Origin of the sequence: Paraburkholderia sp. BR14320, assembly GCF_040948665.1 — a bacterium.
GTDB lineage: Bacteria > Pseudomonadota > Gammaproteobacteria > Burkholderiales > Burkholderiaceae > Paraburkholderia > Paraburkholderia youngii.
The window spans coordinates 128,438-140,562 of sequence record NZ_JBFPKG010000002.1; the positions used below are offsets into that span (position 1 = coordinate 128,438).

Sequence of the window (12,125 nt, forward strand, 5' to 3'; positions counted from 1 at the left end):
CACCATGTCCCTGCTGACCTCTTTGGCACTGGCTTGCTGCGTCGCCTGGAGCCTGGCTGCCTGCAGCAGCGGGCCGACGAAACCCGTGTTGCCGGACGGGCTGCATCGTGTGCCGGTCAACCGCGTGCCGCCGGTGCCTGACGCACCAGCCCCGGTACCGGTGGCTCCGGATCAGCACGCGTGCTCGGATGCCGGAGACCGGTCATGAGTGCATCGCACGATTACGGGCGCGTGCTCGACATCGAGGCGTCGCTGACCCACATGCAGGAGCGTTCCGAACGGCGCGCGTGGCATGTCGCCTACGCGGCGATCGGCGTCGCCGTGCTCAGCGCCACTGCGCTGGCGGTGATGGTGCCGTTCTATCGCGTGGTGCCGCTGCCCATCGAGGTCGATCGCCTGACGGGCGAATCCCAGGTGATCGACGTGCTCGATGCTCGCCACGTGCATACGAAGGAGATCCAGGACAAGCACTGGGTCGAAACCTATGTGCGCGCACGCGAGCGCTACGACTGGGGGCTGCTGCAGATGGACTACGACAGCGTCCTTGCGATGAGCGACGACGTGGTCGCTCGCGATTACCGCGGCATCTATAGCGGCCCCGATGCGCTGGACCGGCAGTTGGGGCCGGGCATCGAGCGGCGCATCCGGCTCCTCTCGATCACGCTGCCGCCCGACGAACCCGGTCATGCAGTCGTACATGTCGAGCGCACATCGTTCAAAAACGGCGAGGCCCATGCCGAACCCACGCAGCGTTTCGTGATCACGCTGGCCTACAGCTACCGGCCGCCTGTATTCACGCGCGAAAGCGTGGCGATTGCCAATCCGTTCGGTTTCAAGGTCACGGCCTACAGTCGCGACCCCGAATATACGCCGCCGGCTGCGGCCCCCGCCTCGAATGTCGGAGGCACGCCATGAGAACGCCTGCTTTAGTCGTGGTACTCGCTGCTGTGTTGCTCTCAAGTACGGCCTACGCGTTCGACTTGCCTGGATGGAACGACGACTCGCGCGTTCGCCAGGTGATCTATCGCGCGGACGACGTTGTGCGCATCGAGGCGCAGCGCGGTTTTTCCACGCACATCGCTCTCGATCCGCACGAGCACATCCTGGTCGTCGCGCCCGGAGACCGGGACGGCTGGCAGGTGGTCGCGAACAGGGGCGATCACGACGTGTACCTGAAGCCGCAGCTCGCCGCGCACGACTCGAATCTCGAGATCCGTACCGACCGGCACAGCTACAGCTTCGATCTGGTGGTGCTCCCGCTCAAGGCCAGGTTCGGCAACGACCGTGAGATGTACCGCGTGACCTTCGTCTATCCGGATGAGCTGGCGAAGCAGGCGCAAGGGGATTCGGATGCGGCGCGGGTCGCGAAGCGCCTGGCGCAACTGCCCACCGTGCGTAACGCGCGGTACTCGATGCAGGTCATGCCGGACTCCGACGACATCGCACCGACCGCGGCATGGGACGACGGGCGCTTTACCTATCTGCGTATCCCGAACAACCGACGCATGCCGGCGATTTTCCGGGTGGCTGACGACGACACGGAAAGCGTGGTCGACAGGCACGTCGAAGGCGACACGATCGTCGTGCACGAGGTCGCGAAACGATTCGTGCTGCGGCTCGGCAATGAGGTCGTGGGCATCTGGAACGACGCCTACGACATGGACGGCGTGCCGCCACGTGACGGCACGACGGTCAATGGGGTGAAGCGTGTGCTGCGGAGTCACGACGATGAATGACGAACCTTCGCGCAATGTGATCGAGCCCGAGGATGCTCCTGGCTCGATGCCTCGAAGTGGTCAGAACGACGAGGTATCGGGTGCTGCTTCGGATCGCGGCATGCCCGCGCTGGGTCAATACCGTGGTGCCCGCCCGCGCGCCTGGTGGCTGACGCCGGTCGTGATCGTACTGATGGTCGGCGCTGGTGCCGTCTGGACGATACACGGTTTTCTCGCGCGCCACGATGCCGAAGCGAAGGCACGGCGCGACACGCTAACCGATACGTCTTCCCAGGGACGCGTGTTCAAGGATCTGCCTGCATCGTCGGCCGATCGTGTGGCCTCGGCCCCGGTTCCTGCAAGCGCCGTTGCGGGGCCTTCCACGCCGGCGCCGGGGGCAGCCGTGGCTGCCGCGCCTGCTCGCACCACACACGCCGTGGCAGCCCGCAGCTACTTCGATGCGCCGCTGCTCGCAACGGGCGGTGGACAAGCGTCTGCGGGCGAATCTTCCCCGGTTATAGCTGCGGCGAGCGGCAGCGCCGGAGCGTTAGCCCAGGGGCGGGGGCAGGCGGGTGGCGCACTCGCCCAAGCACTGACACCGACCGTCACGCCGCGCGTTCAGGCCGGGACGCTGGGCAACCGCAGTCTGGTGCTCGCGCAGGGCGCCAAGATCGACTGCGCGGGCGATACGGCGTTCGATTCGACCGAGGCCGGCATCTCGACGTGCACGGTGACGAAGAACGTGTATTCGGACGATGGTCGTGTCGTGCTGATCGAGCGGGGTTCGCAGATCAACAGCCAGTATCGCTCGAACCTGTCGCCGGGCCAGAAGCGGGTGTTCGTGCTGTCGGCCCGTATAGAGACGCCCGACGGCGTCACGGTCGAGATTGACTCGCCCGCGGCCGACGCGCTCGGCCGCATGGGCATCGACGGGTACGTGGACAACCACTGGCGCCAGCGCATCGGCGCAGCGATGCTGCTCGGCCTCACTCAGGATGCGATTGGTTATCTGTCGACACGCGGTGGCAATAGCAGCGGATCGGTGGTGTATGAGAACACGCAGCAGCAGGGCAACGACATGGCTACGCGCGTGCTCGACAGCACGATCAATATCCCGCCGACGCTGACGCAGAACCAGGGCGCGGAGTTTACGATCGTCGTCGCGCGCGATCTGGACTTCGGGGCGGTGTATGCGCTGCAGCCAGAGGGCACGCGATGATGCCCCTTGCGCCCCTGCCGGATGCATTCCAAGACCCGGTGCTGGTCCGGCTGCCCGATGACGCGTCGGTGCGCGAGCTGATGCGTCCGTTTGCGCGGTTGCTCGACGACTCCGACGTGACGGAACTGGTGATCAACCGGCCGCAACGTGTGCTGACCGAGAATGCGCTCGGCTGGCATGGCCACGATTGCCAGGAACTCGATTTCGACCGGTTGATGTCGTTCGCCGTGGCGGTGGCCACGCTGACCAGTCAGGAAATCTCGGTCCAGCATCCGATACTGTCGGCGCTGCTGCCGGGGGACGCGCGCATCCAGATCGTGGTGCCCCCCGTCGTCTCGCCGCGCACGGTGTCGGTGACGATCCGCCGCCCGTCCGCGCGCGAGAAGACGCTCGAGGCGTACCGTGACGAGGGGCTGTTCGACGACACGGTCTGGCACCGTCCGGATGGGCTTGATTCAGCCTTGCCCGCATTGCGCGCTGAAGACCGCAAGCTGGTCCGGTGCCTGGAAGAGCACGACTGGGACGCCTTCTTCGACGGAGCGGTCACGGGCCGGCTCAACATCGCGGTCGTCGGCAACACGGGATCCGGCAAGACCAGTTTCATGAAGACCCTGTGCCGCTCGATTCCGGCGACCGAGCGGATCGTGACGATCGAGGATGTCCGCGAACTGTTCATCCGGCACATCGAGAACTGCGTCCACCTGCTGTACAGCAAGGGCGGCCACGGCCAGGCGCGCGTGACGCCCGCCGATCTGATCGCGAGCACGATGCGCATGCGCCCGGATCGCGTGCTGCTCGCCGAGTTGCGCGGTGCCGAAGCCTATGACTTCCTGAAGCTCCTGACAACGGGCCACGCGGGTTCGATCACGAGCTACCACGCGCCCAATGCGACGGTCGCGATCGAACGTTTTGCGCTGATGGCAAAGGAACACCCGGAAGCCGCTGCCTGGGACGATGCCACGCTCAAGCGCCTGCTGTTTCTGACCATCGATGTCGTCGCGCATCTGGATGCGCGCCCGCTCTTCAATGCAGCGGGCGAGCAGACCGGCAGGCGATGGGGCATGACGGAAGTCTGGTTCGATCCGGTGCGCAAGGCGCGCACCGCGTTCGTCTAGGGGGAGCCATGAACCACCCGTCTTCCTCTTTGCTTCAGCACACCAGGACAGCTGCCATGACATTGGCCGTGCTGGCTGGACTGATGGGTGGCGTAGCCGCATCGTTCTGGCTCGCGTCGTTTTTCCTGTACGCCAGCCTGCGGATCAATCCGCTGCATGCGGGGCTGTGGGGCTGGCTCGATGCGGTGCTGGCCTGGCGGCACGGAATGATGCCGAACGTCGGCCGCAAGCTCGCGGGGGCGGCGCTGTTTGGCGTGCTCCTGTCCTTCGGTGGCCCAGTGTTCGGTCTGCGTGCGCTATGGGCAAGCACGAACCGGCGTCGTCTCTACGGCAGCGCCCGTTTCGCGAGCGAATCGGACATCCGTCGGGCGGGGCTGCTATGACGATGCACACGCACCTCGATACCACGCCCGCGATTGTCGTCGGCATATGGCGCGGGCGTTACCTGCGCTTCACGGGGCAGCAGTTCGTGCTGCTGGCCGCGCCCGCCCGCTCGGGCAAGGGCGTCGGCATCGTGATCCCCAATCTGCTCAGTTTCCCCGATTCGGTGGTGGTGCTCGACATCAAGCAGGAAAACTATGCGGCCACGGCCGGTTTCCGACGAGCGCATGGACAGGATGTGTACCTGTTCAATCCGTTCGCCGAAGATGGCCGCACGCATCGGTACAACCCGCTGTCGGCGATCTCGGACGGCCTGTTCCGGGTGGGCGATATCCTTGCGATCGGCTATGCCCTCTATCCGCCGGGTGGCCATGATGATTTCTGGAAGGACCAGGCGCGAAACCTGTTCCTCGGCATCGTGCTCCTGCTGTGCGAATGGCGTGACGTGCGCCGGGCCGGTCGGGGGACGTCGATTCCCGACTACCCGGTCACGATGGGCGAGGTACTGCGACAGTCGTCGGGCAATGGCATGCCGGTCAAGACGTATCTCCAGCGCGCGCTGGTCCAGCATCGTGATCTGCTATCGGGGCAGTGCGTCGATGCGCTGAACCGCTTCCTGTCGAACGACGACAAGGTGCTCGCGAGTGTGCTGGCAACCTTCAACGCGCCGCTCACGATCTGGGCCAATCCGATCGTCGACGCGGCGACCAGCGCGAACGATTTCGATCTACGGGATGTGCGCCGCCGCCGGATGTCGGTCTATATCGGCATTACACCCGACCATTTGTCGGAGGCGGCGCTGCTCGTCAATCTCGTGTTCTCTCAGTTCGTCAACCTGAACACGAAGCAGTTGCCCGAAGCCGATCCCACGCTGAAGTTCCAATGCCTCGTGCTGCTCGACGAGATGACGTCGATCGGAAAGATCCACATCATCGCGCGCGCGGTCGCCTATATGGCGGGCTACAACCTGCGTCTGCTGTCGATCGTCCAGTCGATCGCGCAACTTGAGTCGGTCTACGGACGAGCCGATGCGCGCACCTTTATCACGAACCACGCGATGCAGATCCTCTACGCGCCGCGTGAGCAGAAGGATGCGAACGAATACTCGGAAATGCTCGGTACGTTGACCGATCAGTCCCGCAGCGTGAGTCGCCCCAATGCGTTCTTCGGTTGCCGGGGCGGTTCGAGCGAGAGCGTATCCGAACAGCGCCGGCCGCTGCTGTTGCCGCAGGAGTTGAAGGAGCTCGGCCGCGAGAAGGAAATCATCGTGTTCGAGAACACCAAACCGATCCTAGCCGACAAGATCTGCTACTGGCGCGACCCCGGGTTTGCGTCGCGCGTCGTGGCCGCGCCCTCCGTGCCCGCCATGAATCTGGCCCATTTCAGCGCGGTGGTCGAGCGCCGGCTACGCGATCTGCATCCCGACGAGATCGATCCGGACAGCGAGGGGCTGATCCATCTGCCGCCCGAGTACCTGGAAGTGCTGCAGGCGTGGGATCCGCGTGACCTGCCGCCGAATCTCGCCGACATCAGCGAGGAGGAGGCCGTGGCCTACGTGGAACGGCATTTCATGCTGCTGGGTGTCCCGGCCCGCCAGGTGGTACAGGCGAGACGTCACCTCAGCGTCGACGACCTCGATGTGGCGGAACTCGATTTTGTTGAGCCGGCGCGGCGCGCAGCCGCAAACGGCTCGCGAGCCATGGGAGCGCTGCAATGACGACCCCTTACGTGGATGAGACGGACCGTGCGCGTGCCGCGCTTGCCGTGATACCCGCTGACGACTACGAGACCTGGGTCGATATGGCGTTCGCGCTCAAGCACGGATTCGGCGACGAGGGTTTTGAAATCTGGGACGCGTGGAGCCGCACGGCCGCCAACTATAACGAGCGCGCGGCCCGAACCACGTGGCGCTCGGTCAGCGCGTCGGGTGGCAAGACATTGGCCACCTTGTTCTGGCAGGCGCGCCAGCATGGCTTCGACCTGAAGCGAACGGCTTATCCGGATCGCTTGACTGCAGTGCTCGCACAGTCTCCCGAGGTGCTGGCGCAACGCGCGCGCGAGGAGGCACAACGGCAGGCGCGCCATGCGACTGTGGCGCGAGAGGCCGTGTCGATCTGGCAGTGGGCGAGGCCGGTCGGACCGGAGCATCCATATCTCGTGCGCAAGCATCTTGAGCCGATGGGCACATTGCGCGAGCTGGATGCACTGGAACTGCATGCATTGCTCGGTTATATGCCGGCCAGCGAGGAAGAACCGCTGACGGGGCGTGTGTTGATCGTGCCGGTCTGGAACGGACCGATCTCGACGCTGGAACTGATCGATGAGCACGGACGGAAATCGTCACTGGCTGGCGGCGTGAAGAGGGGCGGCTACTGGATGACGGAGCCGACGCTGGTTTCGCCCAGTGAATCGTCGCGGATCCTGGTCGCTGAAGGCATGGCGACTGCGTTATCCGCTTCGCGTGCGACAGGCTGGTCCGCAGTGGCGGCGCTGTCGAGCGGGAATCTCTCGCTGGTGGCGACGCACCTTCGTGAGCGGTATCCCGATGCGGACCTGATCGTACTCGGCGAACTGGGCAGCGGTGAAGCCCAGGCGCGGCAGGCTGCGGAAGCTGGCCAGGCCGATGTGGCCTGGCCCGTGTTTGCCGCCGACGCCCGCATCGACGGCAAGGTACCGACCGATTTCAGCGACATGGCGGTGTTGTCGGGCTTTGAGGCCGTTGGCGCACATCTGCGCGCCGTGGTCCCTTCTGTCGTGAAGGCGGAGGGGCAGCCGGGTGTCACCACTGCATCCGGCACAACCGTGGTGAAGGTGGATCAGCGTGAGGAGGATGGAACGATGAGCAACGCCAAGGAAAATCTGCTGGCCGACGAGGAAGGGAAGCCGCGTCGCCAATCCTCGAAGCGTAGTGCGCCGAAACAGGCGGCGCCTGAACTACCTGCAACTGACGGGGTATCCGACGCGGCACAGCCCTCGGTGGATGCGCCTCCGTCGCCGCTGGCTGTTGCTTCTCCGCTTGCGGATCCGCCGCGGTTTGCGTCGACGCGGCCGCCCGTCGGTGAGCCGCTGTTTGGCGTGGGTGACGTGCCTAACGAAGTCAGGGCATTGGCCGAACACCGCTTCGGATCGCCGCTCAGGATGGGGACGCCGCGCGAGAACGGCGGCCCGTACCGCGGCGAGGTGTTCAACACGGAACACTACCTAATCCAGGAAGTCGCGACGCGCAGCGTCGTGTTTCACCGCAAGGATCAGATGACGTTCGTGTCAGACCGTTTGAAGTGGATGGACGAAAACGCGCGGCTGAACGGTTCGGAGTTGCAGGTCGGTTATGACGGCGGCGAGGCCCGGGTCTATCCGTGGGACCGTGCGCGTGAACTGCTGGAACGTGCCGTCGGCTCGCTGAAGAAGTCCGCCCGCGAATTGAATTACAGCCCGAATCTGGAGGGGATGCTCGACCAGTTGCAGGCGAGATCGTGGGCCCGTATCCGGGAGGCGAGGACAGCCGCGCTGGAGAAATCTCGGGAACAGAACGCGTCGCGTGAGGCTGATTCGACGCCCGACCGGTGAGGCACGGCAGCGTAGTGCTCACGTGCAACGCCGATCCTGATGATGCGAGGTGGTGACATGGCTCAGACAACTTCCGATCACGAGGCCGATCCGGTTATCAACATAATCGAACCGGACGTGCCGGGCGACAGCGGCGCGCCGGCTGTCCCGGACCAACGTCGGGACAGGCTGGACTCGGCCGCGATGGACGCCGTATCCGCGCGACGCCGGCGCGAGTTCGATGCTGCCCGGGCACGGTTGCGCGATCAGGCGATCCGTGACGATGCCGCCACGCCGCAGCAGACCGATAGCCGATCATCGGGAGAGTCGATGGCCGGGGTAGATCGAATTCGTGCGCCGCTTGACCAGCCGCCCGAACGCGTGCGCAAGCGCTACCTGCGCGCGGGAAACCAGTATTTCCTGAAGGATGCGCCGTATCAGCTTGCGTTCGAGGATCTGGGGCCATACCTCGTTACCGAACACAACCGGCCCGACGTGGTCGAGTCGATGATCGACATGACGCAGGCGAAATCGTGGCGGCGCGTTCGCGTGTCGGGACACGAGGCATTTCGCAGCGAGGCGTGGTTGCAGGGCACGCTGCTCGGTATTGAGGTGAGCGGCTACGAGCCGAAAGCCGCGGACCTGGCGCGTCTGGCGGATGCCCGGCAGGCTAGGATGGACGATCGCGTAGAGGTCGCGACGGAGGTTGGCGCGACGGTTGCTGCAGGCGTGCAGGGTCGCGTCCCGGTCGGGGCTTCGTCTGTGCCTGGGATCGACGCAGGCGCGACCGTCGACGGAGCCTCGTCGTCTGCGCCAGTCCGTGCGTTCGCATCGAAGCCGCCCATCCCTGACCCAAAACGGAGCGCCGCCAACGACGAGGCCGACGTCCCTCGATGGTACTTCGGCGAACTGCGTGAGCATGGAGGTGCCCCCTACCAGCACAATCCCGCACGCAGTGACTCGTACTACGTCGTGTTTCGCGATGAGGCCGGCATCGATCAGGTCGTGTGGGGCGTCGATCTCGAGCGTGCGATACGCGAAGCGAATGCCCAGATCGGGCAGCAGGTGACCCTCGAAAACCTCGGCAAGCGCTTCCTCACCGTGCGGGCACCCATCCTGGATGAGGAAGGCAGAGTGATCCGCGAAGAGGAGAAAGACGTTTATCGAAATACGTGGCACGTGGAGGCCGCGCAGCAGGACCGGGCAGCCTCCGTTTCGCCGTCACGATCCGACGGTCCGGATGCAGGGCGTGTTGCTGTGGAGGAACAGTCTCGCCGTCGTGCCGCGGGATACCAGGAAAGCGAACGGGCCTTGCATCTTGCCGTGCTGATGGCTGCCATGCGTGAGCAGGGCTTCAGCGAACGTTCTGTTGCCCGCGTGCAGCAGCGTGCGGAGCGCATGCTCGTAGCGTTCCAGCACGAAGGCATTCCGGTTCCGATACCGAAGGTATTTGATCCGGCCGCACCATCGGGCCGGGATCGTCGTAAGCGTTCTACTCCGGAACGCACGCCTGTCCACGAGATCGACCGGACACCCGTTGAACCGTCATCCCCGTCGCCGTCACGCTGAGGTGAGTCGTGGTTATGCGCGAGCGTTTGTGTGTCGAACTCGGAGCCGTCAGGTGGCGCTGGGACGACTGGTGCACACGCCGCGGTTTGACAGCGGCCGAAGGCGTGCGGCAATTGATCGCGATTGCTGTCCGTGAGGATGCAGGTGAGGAGTCCGGCGCGATCCTGCCGGGCCTGCGCGGGCCGGTCGTTGGGGAGCCGCGCAGTCGCATCGAAATCCGGCTGACCGCGGCGGAACTGGGCGCGATCGAACATCTCGCGGCTGCGTTGGGCCTCAGTGGGAATCGATGGATCGTGTCACTCATCCGTACGCAATTGACGAAGGAGCCGCAGTTGGGCGAGCACGAGATGCGAGCACTGGCGGTATCCAGCCAGCAGCTTGCCGGGATCAGCCGCTTATTGGGCCAACTGGCGCGTGCGAGCGGGACGGAATTCTCGCATCGGAATTTGATGACCGATTGGTCGGAGATGCGAAAACACATCGAGGACCACCTGCGTGCAACGGCGGCCGTCATGCGCGCGAACCTTGATCGATGGAGTCGCTGACATGCCTTACCCAAAAATCTACATCGATGCGATGCTCGTGAACTGGGGCGATCGGTTGTTTCAGGAGCCGTTGCGGCACGCACGTGCGTCGCGGCTCTCGCGTGTGGACATTCGGGACGGGGCCGCCCGCATGCGCGCGCAGATTGCCCGCACGCTCAGGCGCACCCCGGAGGTCATGGTCAAGATCACCAACAAGGCGGCAAGTGCGCAGGGCATGGGTGCCGTGCGTCGGCATCTGCGCTATATCTCGCGTAATGGCAGGATCGAGCTGGAAGATCAGAGCGGCGAGCGTATTGCGGGGAAGGATGCCCTGCGCGATCTCACGAAGACCTGGGAGCTTGGCGGATGGAGTATTCCGGAGACCAGCACGCGGCGCGAGGTTTTCAACATCCTTTTGTCGATGCCGCCCGGAACGGACCGGCAGGCGGTGCGCGATGCGGCGCGGGACTTCGCGGCGCTTGAGTTCGGAGATGGCCGTGCGTACGTTTTCGCGGCACACGACGACGAGGCGCATCCGCATGTCCATATGAGCGTGCAGGTGCGCGGCCCGGACGGTCGCCGCCTGAATCCCCGCCACAAGGATCTCCAGCGCTGGCGCGAGCGTTTTGCGGAAGCGTTGCGTGTGCATGGTGTTGAGGCGAATGCGACGCCGCGGCGCGCGCGCGGCGTGACGCAGCGGTATCCGAAGCCTGCCGTCGTTCATCTGATCGCGCGCGGTGAAACGCCGCGATACTGGAAGCCGTGGCCGACTGATGCGCAACGCGACGCGCGCCGGATCGCCCATGGCGGTGTATTTGCCGGCTGGCGAGAAATAGCCTACGCGATGGCGAGGTCGCGTGCGCGTGAGGATCGTGCGATGGCCGTTGAAATGGCTTATTTCGTTGGCGGCATGCCAGTGCAGGGAGACCGGCCGATGCTGGGGCGCGGGCTGGATACCCGACGCGAGCAATCGGATCGTCAGGTGTCGGACACCACAGATCGTCCGGATGTCGCCGGGCCGGACGTGGAGCGTTGATGTCGGGAAGGCGTAACGGCTGCACATATCATGTCGTCGATCGGCGGCATACGTCGTCTGGCCGATATCCTGATTCCCCGGTTTCCCCGCATACCTGCTATGTCGAGGTCTTTGCCGCCGCCGCGGCGCTATTCTTCGTGCGGCCGCTGGCAGGGGGCGAGGTATTGAACGACGTCAACGATGATTTTTGAGCGTGTGGAAATTCAGTACATGGTCGGCGGTGCGGAGGCCGTTGGACCGCGTGGGGAACTGATCTTCTACAGTTGGAGCAGAGCGGATGAGCCAACGGGGCTGTATTGACAAGGTGAGCAGACAGTGTAGAGGCTGCTGGTCGCAAGGAAGGTCGGGCATGCAGTCTCGCTCGACCGGGATCGTTCATCGATCGATGAGCCACGCCGGCGTTCCTTTGAATGTCGCGAAGAGCAAAAACAGCAGGGCGATCACGAGAAGGGGAACACCGTAGAGCGCCACCGGGAAAAACAGCGCGAGCTGGAGGACCGATCCACCCGCGCCATACGGTAGGTTCGTGTCCCGGATGTTTTCGTAGATCAACCAGGCGACTGCTGCCAGGCCCAGTGCCATGAGGACGACGCCGCCCGACGTCGGTTCATGATGGAGGAAGGCTGTGCCCCACGCGACGCATCCCCACCAGAGCAGATTGATGCCAATGGCCGCAAGCCAGAATCCGCGTGCGGTGAAAAAGCGGTAGCCAAATCGGTGCCGACAATGGCGGCTGAAGAACTGGATACCCTTGGCCATTCCAAAAATGAAGCCAAGGATAATCACAAGTTTTAGAATCTCCATGGAATATTCTCCTGGATATTTAATTCGATCGTATTGCTTGCGCCGTTCAGTGGAAAAGGACTGGTGGCAAAGGGCGAGATTTAGACCCCGATCTTTCCAAGAATAGATGGCCATGCCACGAATGCAACAGTTCCTATCCAGATGCTACATGGGAGGGCAGTAGCAGTAAGCCCGACCGGCGTTAAACCGGAGTTGCACATTCGCCTTCTCCGACGG

12 protein-coding genes and 1 pseudogene are annotated in these 12,125 nt (G+C 64.3%); 12 read left to right on the plus strand and 1 reads right to left on the minus strand.

The features are described from left to right. Positions 1–4: 4 nt before the first annotated feature. The 12 genes and pseudogenes from AB3X89_RS03230 to AB3X89_RS03285 all read left to right on the plus strand — a co-directional run. Positions 5–208 carry a hypothetical protein gene (locus tag AB3X89_RS03230; RefSeq protein ID WP_368581802.1) on the plus strand — a complete coding sequence of 68 codons (204 nt, stop codon included), beginning with the start codon at positions 5–7 and terminating at the stop codon, positions 206–208. Next, positions 205–915, plus strand: a complete 711-nt coding sequence (locus AB3X89_RS03235; RefSeq protein ID WP_368581803.1) for a virB8 family protein — start codon at positions 205–207, stop codon at positions 913–915. The genes AB3X89_RS03230 and AB3X89_RS03235 overlap by 4 nt, the downstream gene beginning before the upstream one ends. Beyond that, on the plus strand, positions 912–1,736 hold the full coding sequence (gene virB9 / locus AB3X89_RS03240; RefSeq protein ID WP_368581804.1) for a P-type conjugative transfer protein VirB9: 825 nt from the start codon (positions 912–914) through the stop codon (positions 1,734–1,736). The genes AB3X89_RS03235 and virB9 overlap by 4 nt, the downstream gene beginning before the upstream one ends. Continuing rightward, a complete protein-coding gene (gene virB10 / locus AB3X89_RS03245) occupies positions 1,729–2,934 on the plus strand; it encodes a type IV secretion system protein VirB10 (protein WP_368581805.1) in 1,206 nt (401 codons plus the stop codon). The genes virB9 and virB10 overlap by 8 nt, the downstream gene beginning before the upstream one ends. Continuing rightward, complete coding sequence (gene virB11 / locus AB3X89_RS03250; protein WP_368581806.1) at positions 2,931–4,049, plus strand: P-type DNA transfer ATPase VirB11; 1,119 nt, start codon at positions 2,931–2,933, stop codon at positions 4,047–4,049. Before virB10 ends, virB11 begins: the two co-directional genes overlap by 4 nt. Positions 4,050–4,057: 8 nt before the next feature. Further along, entirely contained in the window at positions 4,058–4,432 is a 375-nt protein-coding gene (locus AB3X89_RS03255; RefSeq protein ID WP_368581807.1) for a hypothetical protein, read from the plus strand. Then, positions 4,429–6,147, plus strand: coding sequence for a type IV secretory system conjugative DNA transfer family protein (locus tag AB3X89_RS03260; RefSeq protein WP_368581808.1), 1,719 nt, complete (start codon positions 4,429–4,431; stop codon positions 6,145–6,147). Before AB3X89_RS03255 ends, AB3X89_RS03260 begins: the two co-directional genes overlap by 4 nt. After that, positions 6,144–7,997: a PriCT-2 domain-containing protein gene (locus AB3X89_RS03265; protein WP_368581809.1), complete on the plus strand. Its 1,854-nt coding sequence runs from the start codon at positions 6,144–6,146 to the stop codon at positions 7,995–7,997. The genes AB3X89_RS03260 and AB3X89_RS03265 overlap by 4 nt, the downstream gene beginning before the upstream one ends. 57 nt (positions 7,998–8,054) lie before the next feature. Continuing rightward, positions 8,055–9,545, plus strand: a complete 1,491-nt coding sequence (locus AB3X89_RS03270) for an LPD7 domain-containing protein (RefSeq protein WP_368581810.1) — start codon at positions 8,055–8,057, stop codon at positions 9,543–9,545. A 14-nt stretch (positions 9,546–9,559) separates the two neighbouring features. Next, on the plus strand, positions 9,560–10,090 hold the full coding sequence (locus AB3X89_RS03275) for a plasmid stabilization protein (RefSeq protein WP_368581811.1): 531 nt from the start codon (positions 9,560–9,562) through the stop codon (positions 10,088–10,090). Position 10,091: 1 nt separating this feature from the next. Then, entirely contained in the window at positions 10,092–11,105 is a 1,014-nt protein-coding gene (locus tag AB3X89_RS03280) for a relaxase/mobilization nuclease domain-containing protein (protein WP_368581812.1), read from the plus strand. A gap of 30 nt (positions 11,106–11,135) precedes the next feature. Then, positions 11,136–11,290, plus strand: a pseudogene (locus AB3X89_RS03285) (DNA adenine methylase); the annotation flags it as partial. 190 nt (positions 11,291–11,480) lie between these two features. Here the strand turns inward: AB3X89_RS03285 and AB3X89_RS03290 are convergent. Beyond that, the gene (locus AB3X89_RS03290) at positions 11,481–11,909 is read right to left on the minus strand and encodes a hypothetical protein (RefSeq protein WP_368581813.1); all 429 of its coding nucleotides are present in this window, start codon (positions 11,907–11,909) and stop codon (positions 11,481–11,483) included. Positions 11,910–12,125: the final 216 nt, after the last annotated feature.

Coding starts and splice junctions, on each gene's coding strand:
- AB3X89_RS03270 (WP_368581810.1), top strand. CDS start 8,055: ATGGCTCAGACAACTTCCGATCACGAGGCCGATCCGGTTATCAACATA.
- AB3X89_RS03230 (WP_368581802.1), top strand. CDS start 5: ATGTCCCTGCTGACCTCTTTGGCACTGGCTTGCTGCGTCGCCTGGAGC.
- AB3X89_RS03265 (WP_368581809.1), top strand. CDS start 6,144: ATGACGACCCCTTACGTGGATGAGACGGACCGTGCGCGTGCCGCGCTT.
- AB3X89_RS03235 (WP_368581803.1), top strand. CDS start 205: ATGAGTGCATCGCACGATTACGGGCGCGTGCTCGACATCGAGGCGTCG.
- AB3X89_RS03290 (WP_368581813.1), bottom strand. CDS start 11,909: ATGGAGATTCTAAAACTTGTGATTATCCTTGGCTTCATTTTTGGAATG.
- virB11 (WP_368581806.1), top strand. CDS start 2,931: ATGATGCCCCTTGCGCCCCTGCCGGATGCATTCCAAGACCCGGTGCTG.
- AB3X89_RS03280 (WP_368581812.1), top strand. CDS start 10,092: ATGCCTTACCCAAAAATCTACATCGATGCGATGCTCGTGAACTGGGGC.
- AB3X89_RS03260 (WP_368581808.1), top strand. CDS start 4,429: ATGACGATGCACACGCACCTCGATACCACGCCCGCGATTGTCGTCGGC.
- AB3X89_RS03275 (WP_368581811.1), top strand. CDS start 9,560: ATGCGCGAGCGTTTGTGTGTCGAACTCGGAGCCGTCAGGTGGCGCTGG.
- virB9 (WP_368581804.1), top strand. CDS start 912: ATGAGAACGCCTGCTTTAGTCGTGGTACTCGCTGCTGTGTTGCTCTCA.
- virB10 (WP_368581805.1), top strand. CDS start 1,729: ATGAATGACGAACCTTCGCGCAATGTGATCGAGCCCGAGGATGCTCCT.
- AB3X89_RS03255 (WP_368581807.1), top strand. CDS start 4,058: ATGAACCACCCGTCTTCCTCTTTGCTTCAGCACACCAGGACAGCTGCC.